Here is a 16317-nt window from a genome sequence, read left to right on the forward strand (position 1 = left end):
GGGTAGCGAAGCACCCCGTGAGAGTGAACGGCTCACCCTCACGGGGAGGTTTCGTGTCATGACCATTCAGTCCATCCTTGGCGCCATCGTGATTGGCGCCGTCATCGGCGCAATCGGTCGCCTGCTGCTTCCCGGCAGGCAGGCCATCGGGTGGATCCTCACCATCGTCGTCGGCATCGTCGCCGCCCTGCTGGGCACGCTCATCGCCCAGGTCCTCGGCGTCGAGACGACCCCCGGCATCGACTGGATCGAGCTGGTGATGCAGGTCGTCCTGGCGGTCGTCGGTGTCGGCCTGGTCGCCGGACTGCGGCGCGGCTCCAGGGTCTAGCGCAGGCGCGGGGCAGACGAGATAGACGTACACGAAACGGCCCGTCCGGGATGATCCCGGACGGGCCTCTCAGTTTTCGGGGTGTCGGTCGGCGCCCTGGGTCATTCCTCGGGGTCCGGCGGGCGCGGAGTGCTGCGCAGGCGGCCGGACGGGGCCCGGGTGTCCTCGTGGACCACCGGGTGCGGCGCGGTGTCCTCAGAGTCGCTGTGGCGCGTCTGAGGCCCGTCGTCGGCCGGACGGTCGCCGAGGTCGTCCTCGATCACGGGGACGGGCTGGGTGTCGACGTCACGGGTGTCGACGTCGCGCGTGTCGGTACGCGGGTGGACCAGGACGTCGGTCGGCTTGACCCGGTCGCCCCACCGGACCGGCCGCTTCAGCGGCTCGGGCTCAGGCGTGGGTTCCGGCTCGGGCTCGGGCTCAGGCGTGGGTTCCGGCTCCGGCTCGGGTTCGGGCTCGGGCTCCGGTTCTTGCGGTAAGGCCCGCCACTCGGACACCTGGGCCGGGACCGGCGGCGTCTCCGGCGCGGCCGTGGGCCCGACCAGCGGCGTGGGCTCCAGCACGGGCGGAGGCGCCTCCGTCACGAGCGGCGGCGGCGTGTCGGCCGCCCGGCCCGGATGGAAGGGCACGAGGTCGTCCTCGTCCTCCTCGCGCGCCGCACCCCGGTGCGCCTGGACGTGCTTGATCAGCAGCAGCCAGAGCCACAGGGCCAGGGCCAGCATGACCCAGGGGGCCAGGGCCACGCCCACGGCCACCTGGCGCGCGTCGAAGGTGAACCGCAGCGCGGTCGCCACGTTGGCCGCCGCGGCGGCCACGATGAGCAGGACCAGCACGGTGGCGGCCTGCGCCCGCACCAGCGGCCGGGCGGGCCGCAGCAGCAGCACGCCGAGCAGCGCGACCACGAGCAGCGCGTCGAAGGCGGCCGGATAGAGGAAGGCGAGGTCCTGCCGCGCCTCGCCGGTGATGGCCAGCGCACGCAGATCGTCGAAGGACAGCGCGCAGGCGGCTCCGGTAAGAGCGGCCACCGCGAGCCCCGCCAGGGCGATGCCCAGGCGACGGAGCGTAGAGGGGGGAGTCACGTCCATGGCGCCTTCGAGACTACAGAAGAATGGGGATCAAGACCGATCGAGGGAGACACATGCCCGAGCTGCCGGAAGAAGCGCGCGAACTCCTTGATGCCCCGAACCATGCGACGGTGACCAGTATCAACCCCGACGGCGGGCCGCAGTCGACCGTGGTGTGGGTGTGCACGGACGGCGACGAGGTGCTGTTCTCGACCGTCCGGGGGCGGGTGAAGCCGCGCAACTTCGAGCGCGACCCGCGTACGAGCCTGCTGGTCATCGACCCCGGCAACCCCTACCGCTACCTGGAGGTGCGCGGCCGGGTGACGATCGAGGAGGACCCCGAGGGCGCGCTGATCCAGGAGCTGGCCCAGAAGTACACAGGCGGCCCCTGGACGGACAAGCCGGGCACCGAGCGGCTGATCATCCGGATCCGTCCGGACAAGGTCACGCTGCGAGGCTGAGTAATCGGCCTACAAGGGCCTCCGAGGCGTTAGCCTTTCTTTTGTGAGCCTGCACATCTACGACACCAGCACGCGCGCCATCCGTGAATTCGTTCCGGTCGAAGCCGGCCGGGCGTCGATTTACCTGTGTGGGGCGACCGTGCAGGCTCCTCCGCACATCGGGCACATCCGCTCGGGCGTGAACTTCGACGTGCTCAGGCGCTGGCTCACCCGCTCCGGATACGACGTCACGTTCTGCCGCAACGTCACCGACATCGATGACAAGATCATCAGGGTGTCGGCTTCGGAGTCCGTGCCCTGGTTCGTGGTCGCCGAGCGCAACCAGCGGGCCTTCACCTGGGCCTACGACACGCTCGGCTGCCTGCCGCCCACCGTCGAGCCGCGGGCGACCGGCCACGTGCCCGAGATGATCACGCTGATGGAGCGGCTGATCGAGCGCGGCCACGCCTACGCCTCGGGCGGCGACGTCTACTTCAGCGTCCAGTCCTACGCCGACCACTACGGCAAGCTCTCCAACCAGAAGCTGGAGAACATGCGGGCCGCGGCCGACACCGACGACGAGACGTGCAAGCGCGACCCGCGCGACTTCGCCCTGTGGAAAGGCGCCAAGCCGGGCGAGCCGACCTGGCCCACGCCGTGGGGGCTCGGGCGTCCCGGCTGGCACCTGGAGTGCTCGGCGATGGCCACCAAGTACCTCGGACCGACGTTCGACATCCACGGCGGCGGCATCGACCTGATCTTCCCGCACCACGAGAACGAGATCGCCCAGTCGCAGGCGGCCGGCGACGGCTTCGCCCGCTACTGGATGCACAACGGCATGCTCAAGATCGGCGCCGAGAAGATGAGCAAGTCGCTCGGCAACTCGCTGCTGATCCCCGAGATGGTGCAGAAGGTGCGTCCGGTGGAGCTGCGCTACTACCTGGCCGCGCCGCACTACCGTTCCTCGATCGAGTACTCCGAGGAGGCGTTGCTGGAGGCCGCGGCGGCGTACCAGCGGATCGAGGGCTTCGTCATCCGCGCCGCCGAGGTGATCCACGACGTCGACGCCGACGCGCCTCTTCCACAGGCGTTCGCCGACGCGCTCGACGACGACCTCGGCACGCCGCAGGCGCTCGCCGTGGTGCACGAGGTGGTGCGCGAGGGCAACGTGGCGCTGGCGCGGGGCGACAAGGAAGCCATCGCCCGGCTCCTCGCCGAGACCCAGAACATGCTCGACGTGCTCGGCCTCGACCCTCGCTCGCCGCAGTGGCGCGGGGCCGGCTCCGACCTGTCGCCGGTGGTCGACGCGCTGGTCGCGGTGGCCCTGGAGCAGCGCAAGGCCGCGCGGGCCCGTAAGGACTACGCGGCTGCCGACGCGATCCGCGACCAGCTCACCGACGCGGGCATCACGGTCGAGGACACGCCGCACGGGGCCCGCTGGGAGCTGGCCCGCTGACCCTTCGCCGGTTCTCGACGGCGGGCTCCTTTCGCGCCCGCCGTCGATCCGGGGCCGTCAGCGGCGCAGGGCCGTGACGGCGGCGTCGGTCGCCTCGATCACGATCGTGTGATAGCCGTCGATGCGCGGATCATGTCTGCTGTTCCTTCGAGGGCGACGGTCGGTATGCATGCGGGAGGACGGCTGGCACGCTACCTGCGGTCGCTGACACCTTCTGTCAGTGTTTCGACGGCGCGGACGAAGGTCTTCCGCTAGGAGCGGGGTTCGGAGGCTTCGGGCTTGTGGCCCGGGGAGTTTTCGGGCTTGTGGGCCAGGAAGAAGGCCTGCCGGCCTGAGCGGGGCTTCTCGCTGTCGTCAGGTTCGCGGATGAGCTGGGCGTACAGCGACAGTCCGGCCTTGGCGAGGAGGTCGGCGACGAGCTCGGGGGGCGTCCAGTAGACGTCCAGCGACAGCTTGTGCCCATAGCCCTGGCTGAGGTGGCGGCGCTCGTCGCCGACCTTGAACGCGATCAGCAGATGGCCGCCCGGGACCAGGACCCGGTGGATCTCGGCGAACACCGTCGGCAGCAGCTCCGGCGGGGTGTGGACGGTCGAGTACCAGGCGACGGCGCCGGCCAAGGACGCGTCCGCCAGGTCCAGCGCGGTCATGGAACCCACGTCGAAGCGCAGGCCGGGGTGGCTCCGGCGGGCGACGTCGATCATCCTCGGGGACAGGTCGATGCCGAAGGCGTTCACCCCGAGGGAATGGAGGTGGGCGGTGACGCGGCCCGGACCGCAGCCGAGGTCCGCCACCTCTCCGGCGTCCGGTCCCTGCACGTGCTCGGCGAACGCCGCCAGCATGGCCCGGTCGAGGGGCTTGCCGTCGAGTTCGTTCCTGAGCAGTTCGGCGTATTCGGGGGCGACGGTGTCATAGGCCGTCCGGGTGGTGTGGAGGTAGGCGGACTCAGTCATGGCCAAGGACGATAACTCGCGTTCGGGGCGGGTGGTGGTGCTTGCGGGGGTCATGGTGATTCGTGGCGGTTCGCGTCAGGAAGCGCGTCGGACTCGGGCGGGCCATGGTCGGCGGGATCGGGTGGGTCGGCGGGCCGATACCCTTGATGGCATGGCAGCAGGCGGTAGGGCATCGGGCAGGCCCGCGAAGAAGAAAGGCCCCTCCAAGGGCACCGGGGGCCAGAAGCGCCGGTCGCTCGAGGGCAGGGGTGCGACGCCGCCTGCCGAGGCGCGCCACTGGTTCAAGGACAAGGCCAGGGCCGAGCGCATCGCCAGGGAAGAGCGCGGCGACACGCGCCGTCCGGGCAGCGGCCCGGTCCGGCAGAAGCGTTCCGAGGACGCCCCCGAATACGTCGGCGGCCGCAACCCGGTGCTGGAGGCGCTGCAGGCCGGCGTGCCCGCCAACGCCCTCTACGTCGCCCAGCGCGTCGAGAACGACGACCGCGTCCGCGACTCCATCAAGATCGCGGCGGAGCGCGGCATCGCGCTGCTCGAAGTTTCCCGCGACAAGCTCGACCGGCTGACCGAGGGCGCCGTCCACCAGGGCATCGCGCTCCAGATCCCGGCCTACGACTACGCTCACCCGTCCGAGCTGGTCGAACTCGCCCAGGACGCGGCCGAGGTCCCGCTGATCGTGGCGCTCGACTCGGTCACCGACCCGCGCAACCTGGGCGCCATCGCCCGCTCCGCGACCGCTTTCGGCGCGCATGGCCTGCTCATCCCGTCCCGCCGCTCGGCCGGTGTGACGGGTGGCGCCTGGAAGACCTCAGCCGGCACCCTCGCCACGCTCCGCGTCGCCCGCGCCTCCAACCTGACGGCCGCCCTCCGCGAATACCGCGAAGCCGGGCTCTTCATCGTCGGCCTCGACGGCGCCGGAAAGATCGACATCGGCGACGCCGACCTCCTCGCCGAGCCGCTCGTGGTCGTGGTGGGCTCCGAGGGCAAGGGCCTCGGGCGGCTGGTACGAGAGCAGTGCGACGTGGTCGTCCGCATCCCGATGCAGGCTGCGGCTGAATCCCTCAACGCGGGAGTCGCCGCCGGTGTGGCACTGTACGAGGTCGCTCGTCACAGGCGCCGCTAGCGTCTACACTGGTAGGCCGTGCCGACGTAGCTCAATCGGCAGAGCATCTGTCTTGTAAACAGAAGGTCAGGGGTTCGATTCCCCTCGTCGGCTCTGCAACAGGAAGCCCCTGAACAGGCGTTATGCCGTCAGGGGCTTCCTTGTTTGTCAGGACAATGTCGCGATCTTGCTAACACCCTTGCTAACAAGAGATCTCGTGGCTCTGGAAGAGCACCCGAGTACATGGACCTACGACCCTGAGGCCGGAGCTGCGTACGTCTACCTGCGGGGTCCTATCGCTCAGGGTGGGGTCGCGAGGACGGTCACGATGGATGAAGCGATGGTCAACTTGGACCTCGATGCCGATGGGCGTGTGATCGGCATCGAGATCCTGGCTGAGTGGCCCGGACAATAGAAAAGAGGGCCCTCCCGAAGGTGGAGAGCCCTCGTTGTGCGTGACATCAGGCCGTGCTTCTGAGTACTTCGGCGAAGACGTCCGCGGCGGTCGCCGCTTGCTCGGTGATGACGTGCGCGTAGACCCGGAGCGTGATGGCGGGATCGGCATGGCCGAGGCGGGCCGCCACGACGTGGACGGGGACGCCGGCCAGGAGCAGAGTCGTGGCGTGGATGTGGCGAAGGTCGTGCAGGCGGGCGTGCGGGACTTGGGCATTCGGGTTCTGTTCGTTGTGGGTCTTGATGACCTTGGGCATCAAGGAGCTGGGTGTGTCGGGGAACAGCGGATCTCCCCACCCGGTGGTGAAGACGTATGCGCCGCCGCCTTTCCAGGATTCGCCTAGGCGGAGGCGTTCCTCGTCCTGGCGGGCGCGATGGGCCTTGAGGACCTTTACTGTGCCGAGGTCGAGGGACACCACGCGGGAACGTCCGCTCTTGGTGGTGCCTTCGACCCGCTGGCGGTCGATCACTGCCGCCGTGCCGGTGATGTGGATCTGCGGCTTGTCCAGGTCGACGTCTGTCCAACGGAGGTTGAGCAGCTCCCCGCGTCGCGCGCCGGTGTAGGCGGCCAGGTGGAAGAAGGCGTACAGGCGATGCTCTTGTGTGGTGCCGAGGAACGCGCGGAGCTGGGCAGGGGTCCAGATCATGCCCGGTTCCGTGGCCTGGACGCGCGGGAGCTTGGCGCGTTCGGCCGGGTTGTTGGGAAGTAGTTCGTCCACGAGTACGGCGTCCGTGAGGGCCTTACGGAGCACCGTGTGGACGTGCTTGACGGTGTTCGCCGCCAGTGGGCCGCCATTCTTGCCCCCGCTCGTCAGCAAGTCGCGGTAGAACTTGGTGATCGCTGAGGGACGTAGTGCTTGCAAGCGGACCGCGCCGATTCGAGGCGCGATGTAGAGGCGGATCATGTCGCGGTAGCCCTTGAGGGTGTGCGGCTTGATCTCGACGGCGTGCCCCTCGATCCATTCGGCGAGGTATGCGCCGACCGTGATCGCGTTCCGATCGATGTACTCGCCGCGCCGTGCCCTCACTCTGGCTTCGTCGCGGGCGGCCTTGGCGTCGTCCTCAGTGGCGAAGCCGCTCACCCAGCGCGGCTTGCTCTCGCCGGTCTCAGGATCCTTGACGCGGATGACGTACGACCAGGTGTTGCCGCGCTTCATGACGCCGTCGCGCAGCTTCGGTGCCTTCCTTTTGCGCGGCTGCTCGTCCGGCGTGCCGATGAGGGTCTTGGTCATACGGCGACCTCCTTCCTGGTCAGACGGGTGATGTAGTCGGTGAGGGCAGATACGGGGATGCGGCGGGAGCCGTCGATGCGAATCGAGGTGACGGCGCCGACGGCGAGCAGTTGGTAGAGCTTGCTTCGTGAGATGGCCAGGGCTTCGGCGGCTTCGGGGACCGTGAGGAGTAGCCGGGTCATGGGCGGCTACCTGCGTACTCGAACGTCGCTGGCGGCGTTTCAGTGAGGGCGGCGGCGAGGAGCGCGTCCCCAAGGGAGTGGCCCTTGCCTGCGTACTGCCATTCGCTGATCACGAGGACTGCGTCTTCGGCGAAGAGCGGGAGGCGGCCGGTGGTGATCTCGCTTTCTCGGGCGTGGTGTTCGCGGTCGGCTCGGATGTCGCCGAGGGTGGTGGAGTAGCGGCGGGAGCGGGTGGAGAAGTGGCCGCGGAAGCCGAGCATGTGGGCCCAGTCGGCGAGGCAGAGGTCGGCGAGGTCGGGTTCGGTCCCGAGTGCCATGCAGGTGGTGATGAGGCGGCGGGCGTGGTCGCGGAGGTTGTACAGGGTCAGGTCGTCGAGGGGGTTGATGCGGCGGTCCAGGGTGCCGACGCATTCGGCGGCCTTCGTGGCGTACTTGGCGATGTAGCCGGCGACGGCTTGGTCGGTGAGGTCGCCGTTCAGGGTGATGGGGCGGAGGTCGAGTTGGTTGCCCCAGCGCAGCACTCGTTCGGGCTGGTCGGCGTAGGCGGGAGCTTTGGCGGTGACGGCTTTGGTGGCGTGCTGGATGGCTTGGGTGAGTACGTCGCTGGTAGCCCAGCTAGGTGGCGGTGTGGCGGGGCCGCTGGGGCCGTCGAGGCGGATGACGGCGTGGAAGTGGACGACGCCGCGGCGCTGGTATTCGGCGACCTTGGCGAAGGAGAGGGTGAGGTGGTGGCGGAGGTCCTTGAGGAGGAGGCCGCCGAGTTTGGCCAGGTGGCGGCGTACGGAGTCGGCGAAGCGTTTCCACAGCAGCGGGGCCAGGGCGTTGAACAGGACGGAGCCGGCGTAGTCGTAGCAGTCGGGGCAGAGCGGTTCACCCAGGCGCGGGTCATCTTTGCTGTGGCGTGCGGTGCAGGACATGGCCTGGCCGTGTGGGCAGGTGGTGGCGTTGCGGCGGGCGTGGCAGGGCTGGGCCTTGCCGTGGTGTTCACGGCGGGTGTGGACCGGGCCGAAGGACGGGGCGGTCAGGGTGATGAATAGGGTTGGGTGGGTGGTGACGGTCTCGGGGACGCCCTTGCCGCCGACGAGGCCGGCGCGGATGAGGTGGTAGGTGTCGGCGCGGTAGGTCTCGGCGCACGCGGGGCAGCGGGTGGCCCGGCGGGTCTTGCATGGGACGCGCAGGATGCCGTCGGGTTCGGTACGGGTGGTGTAGCGGTGCAGGAGTTGGCCGGTGGCGCGGTCGTAGTGGTCGACCTTGCCGCGTAGTTGGATGGGCTGGCGGCAACCGCCCGTGGCGCGGATCTGGTTGGCCCAGCGGTCGTAGTCGGGGTGGTTGAGTCGGGCGATCATGCCCGCTTTGGCGTGCGCGGTGGCGTGGGTTGTGGGCAAGATGGAGACCTCCTTTCGCTCGTTCGGGTGAAGGGATGGCCCTCGACCTGGCAGTCGTCTTGGCGGATGTGCGGCCAGGCCGGGGGCGCTGCGCGTTATGCGCCGTGGTTGTCGATGCCGTTGCCGTCGCAGTCGAGGCAGCGGGCGTCGTCAGAGTCGATTCCGGTGCCGTTGCAGGTGCAGCAGCGGTAGTGGATCACCTCGTCCATCTGGTCACTTCCTGTCGCGGGCGGTGGTGAGGTAGATGCGCCAGTGATGCGGGCGGGTGCGGTCGGGGTAGACGCGTGAGACGCCGATGACGGTGAAGTGCAGGCGTAGGCGGAACAGGGCGTCGACGATCTCGGCTCGGGTGCCGTCGATGCGGATGCGCATGCTCGGGTCCCTTCTCCGGTCAGGTGGCGGGCGTGGGGTCGGATTGGATGCAGCCGCGGTAGCTGGCTTCGGCGGCGTGGCGGGCACGGGCGGCAGCCAGGATGGCGACGGCGCGGTACTCCACCGGGCCGAACAGGCGCGAGGTGGCGTAGTGGCCGTACGGGGAGTCCTCGTAATCGATCTGCGAGCCGACGAGGGCGGCGATCTGGTCGATCTCGGCGCGCTGATCGGCGTCACTGGCCTGCTCGGTGAAGTGGTGGACGGTGACGCTGGAGGAGACGGGTACGTCGGGATGGGCTTCCAGGAAGGCGGCCAGGTCGAGCAGGCCGTTGATGACGGCGGTGCGGCGGTCGTGGGTCATGGGTCGGTTCTCCCTTCAGGCGGTGCGCAGGGTGCGCAGCAAGTCGGAGGCAAGTTGGTTGGACACGCCCAGGTGGGCGCGTAGGGCGTCGCGGGTGATGGGCTTGCCGTGCCGGGTGTGGTGTTCGTCGGCCACACGGCGGGCGTAGTCGATCAGGGCGGGCGCGAGGTCGCTGTCCCGCTCGTCGTCCTCGTCCTGCGCATGGGACGGGACGAGTTGCGGAGCCGAGGACGAAGCCAGGACGGGCGAGGACGCCACGGCAGTGGACGGTTCCGGGCGGGTGGCGCGGCGTTCCAGCATCGAGACGGCGATGAGGAAGGCGGCGGCCGGAGTCGCGGCGGTGATCCAGCCCCACGCGGTCGGGTCGGCTTGGGCGAGGTTCGCGGCCAGGGACAGGACGATGCCGCCGGTCAGGACGAGGACGGGCCACGAGAGCCGAGCCCGCCGGCGGTTGCCGGTCCTCTTGTCGCGCTGGCGTTCACGGGCGGCCATGACGCAGGTCAGGTCGATGCAGACGGCGACGGCCCAGGACATCCAGCCGGTCTGGCCGTGTTCGGTGGCGGTGTCGCGGATGTGGGTGAACGATCCGGCACCCGCGATGGCGGCCAGGACGAGGACCGGGCCGGTGTCGAGCAGCCAGCAGGCGAAGCGTCGCATCGTTCCTCCCTTCATGAGTTCAGGCGTTGATGGGTTCGGGCAGGTGGGCGGTGACCTCGTCCCAGGCAGGGGTGAGATGGGCGTGAGCACGGGCGGCCTGTTCGGCGGTCTGCTCGGTGACGTAGAAGGAGCGGGCGCGGTACCACTGGCCGTCTTGACCGGCGACGATGGCGACGCCCGGCGTTTCGGCGGGGATGGCACGAGCTGAGGCGAGGGCCGCCGGGTCGAGGTCGCCGAGGGTCATGGTGGCGGTCTCGGGGTCGTTGACGCGGTGGCAGATCCGTCCGGAACACTGGGCGCGGAGAGCGGTGACGCCGGGGCCGAGATCGGAGCCGATGCGCTGGCCGCAGCAGAACAGGTAGATGCCGAACGCTCGTCCGAGCTGGGCGACCCGAAGCAGCGCCGTCGAGGTCTTGGCGATCTCGTCCTTCTCGGACTTGTCGGCCATCAGGTAGAGCTCGGCCAGCTCGTCGACCAGGGCCACGACCGGGACCGGCCGCACGCCGGGCGGGAGCTGCCAGACGTTGCGGGCGCCGGCCTGGCGGCACAGCCCCATGCGATCGACCATCAGACCGACCAGGTCATCCAGCAGCCCGCCGGACTCGGCGCGCGACGTGGCCAGCGCGGACAGGCGTGGCATGTAGGGCGTGAACTCCACTCCGCCTTTGAGGTCGAAGCCGACCAGGGCCACGGGTTGCGGAGCCAGCCCGACGATCAGGGCGTTGGCGAGGTTGGATTTGCCGGACTGTGTCGCGCCCGCGTTTAGCCAGTGCGGCACGGTGCGGAAGTCGATGGTCCAGGGCTTGCCGGTCTCCAGCCGTCCCACGGTGACCTTGAGCAGTTCCGGCGAGGGCGGGAGTTCGTCGACCTTGACCAGCGGGTCGCGCATGGTGGCCATAAGGACGACGCGGCCGGGGCCGGGTGACGAGACGCGGATGGCGTGGACGCCCCAGGAGTGCGCGAGCCGTTCTGCGACGTCGGCGTAGTCGCCGGGCGTCTGGCCTTCCAGGGTGTGCAGGGTGACGCGCCAGCCGTGCCGGGTCGGCAGCGGCAGCCACATGAACGGCTTCGTGTCCACGGCGATGCGCTGCCACCTGCGCCGGACACGGACGATGCCCGTCGAGGCGACCAGGCCGGGGACGGTGGTGAACCAGAAGCGCTGCCGCTTCTTGGTCAGCCCACAGCCGAGGGCGACCCGCCGCCACGAGGCCCGTACCGACAGACCGACGAGCGGGAAGCCGAGCACGAGCCAAAAGGACGGGTAGTGGTAGCGGCGCCAGGCCCACAGCCCGGCCGCGACGGCGGCCAGGGCTGCGAGCAGGTACGGCGCGTCAGGCATTGGCGGCCTCCCTGGCGGGGAGCAGCGCCGAGGCGCGGTAGGCGATGCCCCATCGGCCGGCGATCTCCCAGACGTAGCCGAGCAGGCCGACGGCGTTGACCTGGTCGCCGACGCTGATGGGCGGTTCGCCGGTGATGCCGATCTTGACGAGTTCGATCCGGCCGAACTCGTCCTCGACGGAGACGGTGACCTCGTAGACGGTGTTGCCGTTCTTGTCGGTCTTGATCTCGCCGGTGTCCCTGTTGAGCACCCGCGGTCGCGGTGCCTTGACGCAGGTGATGGCGAGCTTGCCGACATCCACAGGAATCGGGATGGAACGCATGGGCTGTGACCTCCTCTTTCTCGTTCATCCAACATAGTTAACCTAGTTGGCTTGGTTGTCAACGTCTTCTCGGTTGGCTTGGTCGATGTTTCGTGGTGTGATGGACGGCGATGGTCCAGAACACCGGGCGCCCCGGCTACCTCCAGATCGCCGACGATCTCCGCGCGCAGATCCACGGCGGATCCCTCGCGCCCGGAACCCCGCTGCCGTCCACCGCGCAACTCGCCGAGCGGTACGACGCCTCGTTGAGCGTGGTGAAGATGGCCGTCGGCATCCTCCGCAACGAGGGCCTGGTGATCGGCCAGCAGGGCAAGGGGGTGTTCGTCCGGGATGCGGAGGAGCGCCCCGCCGACGACGAGCAGGCCGACGTGGCCGAGCTGCGCGCCGCCGTGCGGGACTTGTCGGTACGCCTCGCGAAGGTCGAGGAGCAGTTGGCTACGTCCACGTCACGCCGTCCCGGACGTAGCAGCCGGTGACCTTCCGGGCCAGCGAGGCCGAGGCCCCGCCGGGGTGCCGGCGCAGGCTCAGGCCCTTGTCCTGGCGGCGGATGCCGACCAGGACCATGACGTAGCCGACGAGCAGGGTCGTGCTCAAGAGAGCGGCGATGATCAGCGGAAGCCAGCTCACGTCCAGCTCACCCCCATCGCGAACGCGCCGCGGGGGCCGCGCGGGGGACGCCTGGTCTCCGTCCGTCGCCGGTTGCGCCGGTTCCGGGCCCGCTCCTTACGCGCCCACCGGCTCCGCGCCAGGCACTTGGAGCACTGGGTCTGCCCCTCGGTCAGAGCGTTGCCGCAGTCGCACGAGGGCGTCTCGGCGGGGATGATGATCTCGTTGTTCATGGGTGCATCTCCTCCTTCGGTCGCTGCCGTTGTGGCGTTGTGCAACCGAGGATGCGACGCAGTGTTAGGACGAGATCACTACACGACGGGACATGTTCAAGACGTCCGGCCTACGATGTCCAGGTCCCCGGACGTCCTTGGGAGCAGGTGAGATGGCGAACGAACGGCTACGCGCTGCGCTGTTGCAGAAGGGCGTGAGCGTCGCGGACCTGGCTGAGGCGATCGAGGTCGATCCCAAGACCGTGGAGCGTTGGATCACCAAGGGGCGCGAGCCGTACCGTAAGCACCGGTTTGCCACGGCTTCCTACCTCGGTGTGGACGAGACGTACCTGTGGCCGCAGGCTCTGTCACGCGAGCAGGTGGTCGCAGCCTCCGAGAGCGAGGTCCTGGCCATCTATCCACACCGTTGGGCCGTACCGCGGGACGCGTGGGGACGTCTGTTCACCTCCGCGTCCCAGGACATCGGCGTCCTGGTCTACAGCGGGCTTTTTCTCGCCGACGACGCCGCAATGGTCCGCCTGCTGGGGGAGAAGGCACAGGCCGGCGTGCGGGTCCGTGTCCTGCTGGGCGACCCCGGCTGCGCCGAAGTCGCCCAGCGGGGAGAGGACGAGGGCGTCGGCGACAGCATGGCCGCGCAGATCCGTAGCGCGCTGATCTTCTACCGGCCGCTCCTGCCCCTTGAGAACTTCGAGCTCCGCCTCCATCAGACGATCCTGTACAACTCGATCTATCAGGCTGACGGCGACTATCTGGTCAACATGCACGTGTACGGCACCCGCGCCGGGAACGCGCCCGTACTGCATCTGCGAAGGGTGGCCGGCGGCGAAATGGTGACCACCTACGCCGAAAGCTTCGAGAAGGTATGGGCACAAGCGACCCCGGTGGAGTCCTGACCATGGCCAAGCGGATCGACTTCTACGACGACCCCGACGCGCCCGAGCCGAACAGCCTGGTTCCGTCCGTCAACGTCATCGTCACCAACGCGGCCGGGGACGTCTTGATGATCCGCCGCAGCGACAACGACAACTGGGCCGTGCCGGGCGGCGCGATCGACCTCGGCGAGTCCATCCCCGCGGCGGCCATCCGGGAGACGTACGAGGAGACCGGCATCACCTGCGAGATCACCGGCCTGGTCGGCACCTACAGCGACCCCCGGCACGTGATCCTCTACACCTCCAACGGTGAGGCCCGTCAGGAATTCTCCATCGTCCTGACCGGCCGCGCGGTCGAGGGCGAGCCGACTCCGAGCGAGGAGTCCCCAGAGGTCCGCTGGATGCCTCGAAGTGAGATCACGTCCCTGCCGATGGACCGGTCGATGCGCATGCGGATCGAGCACTACCTAGCTGGCGTCGGCCTGCCGCACCTCGGATAGCGCGGCCTCCACCGACCGTACCGAGGACACGATGCACGGGGTGGCGTCCGTGATCGACCGGCTGACCACATGCTCAGGTCCGTACCGAGAATGAATCTCGGCCAGCCGGTCGGTAACGTCCACATGCCGGCCGTCCGGACTGGTCGTCATGTCGCAGTAGGTGAGCGCCCTGGCCAGGTCCGGCGCTTCCTGGTGGAACTCCTTGGCCAACACGTCGAACAGGTCCCGCTGCCGGGCCTCGTTCTCCGCGCACGAGTGATAGGCCACCAGGCGGCACAGCCGCCTATCCGCCCCGGCGACATCGCGCAGGTACCGAGCGCCGTCGAGCTGATGCATGCCCGTGTCGACCAAGTCAGGGGCATATCCGATGTCATGCAGCAGGGCAGCAGCAATCAAGGTGTCGGCCTCTTCCCCGAGGAGTGGCGTCAGGGACGCAGCGCGCTCAGCGACTCCCTGGGTATGCGCCCAGCGGCGAGGCAAGGTCGTCTCCAGCAGCTCTTTGGCCAGGTCATAGGCCCAATCGACATGCTCCACGTTGTTCACCTTAGACAGACCGCATATGGGCTGATCTAGGGGCAGATGCGGACGTCCCAGGACGTCTCATCCTCGAACGAACCGGCCTCGCCCATGCTCGACCACGACCAGCCCTTCACGCTCCAGAAGGTCGAGCGCCCGCCGCACCGTGTCCCGTGCAGCCTCGTACCGCTGCCGTAGCTCCTTCTCGCTCGGTAACACAGCCCCCGCGGCGAGTACGCCGGTCTCGATCTGAGCGCGCAGCTCAGAGGCGATCACCTGATAGCGGTACGCGGTGTCCGCCTGCGGCCCCGGCACCATGCGGCCTTTCGAGGGAACCGTGACGATGACCCCCTCCTGTTCAAGGATGGCCAGGCCACGCCTGAGCGTGTTCCTGGCCACCCGGAGCTCCGCGCACAACTCAGCCTCGGACGGCAGCGAACCGCCCGCCGGATACCGGCCGGCAACGACCCGCGCCCGAAGCCGCTCCGCGATCTGGGTGTAGACAGCACCGCCCGTCAGCCACGGAGATTCGTCCACAGCCATGCCGTCAGGCACGCCGATACGCATCAGAGATCAGACCCAGATCGATGCGCAGCTCGGCCTGCTCACCCGTGCGCCAGCCGTTCCGGGCGACTTGCTCAACCCGGTCGATGGCGGCCTCCAGATTGAGGCAACTGGTCCGCTCGTCGGGCTGATCACCCCAGTAGAACCAGTAGAACGGGACGTTGACGTAGACCTTCCGGATCCGCGAGCGACGATCCTGGACGCTCAACTCAGGACGCCCATCCTCGGCCGCCATCAAGACGGCCGCGATACCCCGAGGTCGTAGCCCGTTCCCCAGCTCCGTCAGCAGACGCTGCTGATAAGCGAAGCTTTGTGCTCGGCCGCTTTGCATGTGTTCCGTCCCTTCGGTGGCTCTTCCGGCCACACGAGCATCGGCCAGGCACCAGGAACCTCTACACCGCGACTAGGGGACGTCTAGGGACGTCTCATGTTAACGTCGCAGGCAACGACGGTTCCCTCACAGGAGCGGCGGCCCCATGAACCACCACTTGCGCAACGCGATGCTCGCAGCCCGCATCACCCCGACGGACGTCGCGGCAGCCCTCACTGTGGACCCCAAGACCGTCCACCGCTGGCTCCAGGGCCGCATCCCCTACCCCCGCCACCGCTGGGCCATCGCCGACCTCCTCCAGGTCCACGAAGCCGACCTCTGGCCACAGGTAGCCCACCAACACCTCGCCCTCGCTGGCGACGTACGCGCCATCTACCCGCACCGCTGGGCCGTCCCCCAGAGCGTCTGGCACGCCCTCTTCCAAGGCGCAACCGAGAAGATCGACATCCTCACCTACAGCGGCCTGTTCCTCCCGGAAGACGGCAAGATCCTTGACATCCTCACCGTGCGAGCTCACGCAGGCGTCAAGATCCGAATCCTCCTCGGCGACCCCGACTGCCCCCAGGTCGCCAGACGCGGCACCGACGAGGGCATCGGCCCCGAAGTCATGGCCGCCCGCATCAAGAACGCCCTAACCCTCTACCGCCGGCTACACGACGTCCCCAACGTAGAGATCCGACTCCACCGAACCGTCCTTTACAACTCCATTTACCGCGCAGACAACGAACTCCTCATCAACCTTCACGCCTACGCCACCCCAGCCGCGGACGCCCCCGTCATGCACCTCCATCAGAAGGAGGAACAAGGCGCGGCCGCGGTCTACCTGACCAGCTTCGTACGCATCTGGACCACCACTGCGCCTCACGACAACGAGAACCGACCAGACACCGGACAGCCCTGAAAGCAACTTCTCTTCACGTCATCAAGGGCAGCCCGCCTCCGGCGGGCTGCCGCGCGTCGGGCGGTCGCGGGGGGGGGGGGGGGAGGCTGGGGGGCGGGGAGGCCCCCGCCCCCACACCCCCCGCACCGGAGATCCAAGACCGAGAGCAACAGAACAC

Annotated in this window: 24 protein-coding genes and 1 tRNA gene; 10 read left to right on the forward strand and 15 right to left on the reverse strand. The window is 68.7% G+C overall.

What is annotated here, in order from left to right; genetic code table 11:
• Window positions 1-58: 58 nt before the first annotated feature.
• Window positions 59-328 carry a GlsB/YeaQ/YmgE family stress response membrane protein gene (locus tag ABZ815_RS39035; RefSeq protein WP_352355438.1) on the forward strand — a complete coding sequence of 90 codons (270 nt, stop codon included), beginning with the start codon at window positions 59-61 and terminating at the stop codon, window positions 326-328.
• 101 nt (window positions 329-429) lie between these two features.
• Here ABZ815_RS39035 and ABZ815_RS39040 read toward each other — a convergent pair whose 3' ends face one another.
• On the reverse strand, window positions 430-1404 hold the full coding sequence (locus tag ABZ815_RS39040; RefSeq protein ID WP_357706246.1) for a DUF2637 domain-containing protein: 975 nt from the start codon (window positions 1402-1404) through the stop codon (window positions 430-432).
• A 59-nt stretch (window positions 1405-1463) separates the two neighbouring features.
• Between ABZ815_RS39040 and ABZ815_RS39045 the strand changes: the two genes are divergently transcribed.
• Both ABZ815_RS39045 and cysS read left to right on the forward strand, forming a co-directional pair.
• The gene (locus ABZ815_RS39045; RefSeq protein ID WP_357706247.1) at window positions 1464-1850 is read left to right on the forward strand and encodes a PPOX class F420-dependent oxidoreductase; all 387 of its coding nucleotides are present in this window, start codon (window positions 1464-1466) and stop codon (window positions 1848-1850) included.
• Between the two features lie 43 nt (window positions 1851-1893).
• On the forward strand, window positions 1894-3285 hold the full coding sequence (gene cysS / locus ABZ815_RS39050) for a cysteine--tRNA ligase (RefSeq protein ID WP_357706248.1): 1392 nt from the start codon (window positions 1894-1896) through the stop codon (window positions 3283-3285).
• Between the two features lie 251 nt (window positions 3286-3536).
• On the opposite strand, the gene ABZ815_RS39055 is transcribed toward cysS, so the two are convergent.
• On the reverse strand, window positions 3537-4235 hold the full coding sequence (locus tag ABZ815_RS39055) for a class I SAM-dependent methyltransferase (protein WP_357706249.1): 699 nt from the start codon (window positions 4233-4235) through the stop codon (window positions 3537-3539).
• A gap of 151 nt (window positions 4236-4386) precedes the next feature.
• Between ABZ815_RS39055 and rlmB the strand changes: the two genes are divergently transcribed.
• The 3 genes from rlmB to ABZ815_RS39070 all read left to right on the forward strand — a co-directional run bounded on the left by rlmB (window position 4387) and on the right by ABZ815_RS39070 (window position 5749).
• Entirely contained in the window at window positions 4387-5355 is a 969-nt protein-coding gene (gene rlmB, locus ABZ815_RS39060; protein WP_357706250.1) for a 23S rRNA (guanosine(2251)-2'-O)-methyltransferase RlmB, read from the forward strand.
• A gap of 20 nt (window positions 5356-5375) precedes the next feature.
• A tRNA-Thr gene (locus ABZ815_RS39065) sits at window positions 5376-5448 on the forward strand.
• 103 nt (window positions 5449-5551) lie between these two features.
• Window positions 5552-5749 (forward strand): DUF2283 domain-containing protein, encoded by a 198-nt coding sequence (locus tag ABZ815_RS39070; protein ID WP_357706251.1) that lies wholly within the window; start codon window positions 5552-5554, stop codon window positions 5747-5749.
• 46 nt (window positions 5750-5795) lie between these two features.
• Here the strand turns inward: ABZ815_RS39070 and ABZ815_RS39075 are convergent, their stop codons facing one another.
• The 8 genes from ABZ815_RS39075 to ABZ815_RS39110 form a co-directional block, all read right to left on the reverse strand.
• Window positions 5796-7019 (reverse strand): tyrosine-type recombinase/integrase, encoded by a 1224-nt coding sequence (locus ABZ815_RS39075; protein ID WP_357706252.1) that lies wholly within the window; start codon window positions 7017-7019, stop codon window positions 5796-5798.
• Window positions 7016-7201: a helix-turn-helix domain-containing protein gene (locus ABZ815_RS39080; protein ID WP_357706253.1), complete on the reverse strand. Its 186-nt coding sequence runs from the start codon at window positions 7199-7201 to the stop codon at window positions 7016-7018. The genes ABZ815_RS39075 and ABZ815_RS39080 overlap by 4 nt, the downstream gene beginning before the upstream one ends.
• Entirely contained in the window at window positions 7198-8586 is a 1389-nt protein-coding gene (locus tag ABZ815_RS39085; RefSeq protein ID WP_357706254.1) for a replication initiator, read from the reverse strand. Before ABZ815_RS39085 ends, ABZ815_RS39080 begins: the two co-directional genes overlap by 4 nt.
• Before the next feature lie 213 nt (window positions 8587-8799).
• Window positions 8800-8958, reverse strand: a complete 159-nt coding sequence (locus ABZ815_RS39090; protein ID WP_357706255.1) for a hypothetical protein — start codon at window positions 8956-8958, stop codon at window positions 8800-8802.
• Window positions 8959-8977: 19 nt separating this feature from the next.
• Window positions 8978-9319 carry a hypothetical protein gene (locus tag ABZ815_RS39095; protein ID WP_357706256.1) on the reverse strand — a complete coding sequence of 114 codons (342 nt, stop codon included), beginning with the start codon at window positions 9317-9319 and terminating at the stop codon, window positions 8978-8980.
• 15 nt (window positions 9320-9334) lie between these two features.
• Window positions 9335-9976 (reverse strand): DUF2637 domain-containing protein, encoded by a 642-nt coding sequence (locus tag ABZ815_RS39100; protein WP_357706257.1) that lies wholly within the window; start codon window positions 9974-9976, stop codon window positions 9335-9337.
• Between the two features lie 19 nt (window positions 9977-9995).
• Window positions 9996-11315, reverse strand: coding sequence for an FtsK/SpoIIIE domain-containing protein (locus ABZ815_RS39105; protein ID WP_357706258.1), 1320 nt, complete (start codon window positions 11313-11315; stop codon window positions 9996-9998).
• Window positions 11308-11637, reverse strand: a complete 330-nt coding sequence (locus ABZ815_RS39110; RefSeq protein WP_357706259.1) for a hypothetical protein — start codon at window positions 11635-11637, stop codon at window positions 11308-11310. The genes ABZ815_RS39105 and ABZ815_RS39110 overlap by 8 nt, the downstream gene beginning before the upstream one ends.
• Window positions 11638-11747: 110 nt before the next feature.
• Between ABZ815_RS39110 and ABZ815_RS39115 the strand changes: the two genes are divergently transcribed.
• Complete coding sequence (locus ABZ815_RS39115) at window positions 11748-12113, forward strand: winged helix-turn-helix domain-containing protein (protein ID WP_357706260.1); 366 nt, start codon at window positions 11748-11750, stop codon at window positions 12111-12113.
• Here the strand turns inward: ABZ815_RS39115 and ABZ815_RS39120 are convergent.
• Both ABZ815_RS39120 and ABZ815_RS39125 read right to left on the reverse strand, forming a co-directional pair.
• Complete coding sequence (locus ABZ815_RS39120) at window positions 12073-12264, reverse strand: hypothetical protein (RefSeq protein ID WP_357706261.1); 192 nt, start codon at window positions 12262-12264, stop codon at window positions 12073-12075. The two genes, ABZ815_RS39115 and ABZ815_RS39120, sit on opposite strands and share 41 nt — an antisense overlap.
• The gene (locus ABZ815_RS39125; protein WP_357706262.1) at window positions 12261-12476 is read right to left on the reverse strand and encodes a hypothetical protein; all 216 of its coding nucleotides are present in this window, start codon (window positions 12474-12476) and stop codon (window positions 12261-12263) included. The genes ABZ815_RS39120 and ABZ815_RS39125 overlap by 4 nt, the downstream gene beginning before the upstream one ends.
• A 152-nt stretch (window positions 12477-12628) precedes the next feature.
• Between ABZ815_RS39125 and ABZ815_RS39130 the strand changes: the two genes are divergently transcribed.
• Together ABZ815_RS39130 and ABZ815_RS39135 are read left to right on the forward strand one after the other, a co-directional pair.
• Entirely contained in the window at window positions 12629-13369 is a 741-nt protein-coding gene (locus ABZ815_RS39130; protein ID WP_357706263.1) for a helix-turn-helix transcriptional regulator, read from the forward strand.
• 2 nt (window positions 13370-13371) lie between these two features.
• Window positions 13372-13848 (forward strand): NUDIX domain-containing protein, encoded by a 477-nt coding sequence (locus tag ABZ815_RS39135; RefSeq protein ID WP_357706264.1) that lies wholly within the window; start codon window positions 13372-13374, stop codon window positions 13846-13848.
• Here the strand turns inward: ABZ815_RS39135 and ABZ815_RS39140 are convergent.
• The 3 genes from ABZ815_RS39140 to ABZ815_RS39150 all read right to left on the reverse strand — a co-directional run bounded on the left by ABZ815_RS39140 (window position 13816) and on the right by ABZ815_RS39150 (window position 15259).
• On the reverse strand, window positions 13816-14382 hold the full coding sequence (locus ABZ815_RS39140; protein WP_357706265.1) for an HD domain-containing protein: 567 nt from the start codon (window positions 14380-14382) through the stop codon (window positions 13816-13818). The two genes, ABZ815_RS39135 and ABZ815_RS39140, sit on opposite strands and share 33 nt — an antisense overlap.
• Window positions 14383-14448: 66 nt before the next feature.
• Complete coding sequence (locus ABZ815_RS39145; RefSeq protein ID WP_357706266.1) at window positions 14449-14931, reverse strand: GntR family transcriptional regulator; 483 nt, start codon at window positions 14929-14931, stop codon at window positions 14449-14451.
• On the reverse strand, window positions 14912-15259 hold the full coding sequence (locus ABZ815_RS39150; protein WP_357706267.1) for a hypothetical protein: 348 nt from the start codon (window positions 15257-15259) through the stop codon (window positions 14912-14914). The genes ABZ815_RS39145 and ABZ815_RS39150 overlap by 20 nt, the downstream gene beginning before the upstream one ends.
• Before the next feature lie 145 nt (window positions 15260-15404).
• Here ABZ815_RS39150 and ABZ815_RS39155 point away from each other — a divergent pair, with 145 nt between their 5' ends.
• Window positions 15405-16160 (forward strand): helix-turn-helix domain-containing protein, encoded by a 756-nt coding sequence (locus tag ABZ815_RS39155; RefSeq protein WP_357706268.1) that lies wholly within the window; start codon window positions 15405-15407, stop codon window positions 16158-16160.
• Window positions 16161-16317: the final 157 nt, after the last annotated feature.

This window comes from Nonomuraea sp. NPDC047529, from assembly GCF_040642995.1.
GTDB lineage: Bacteria > Actinomycetota > Actinomycetes > Streptosporangiales > Streptosporangiaceae > Nonomuraea.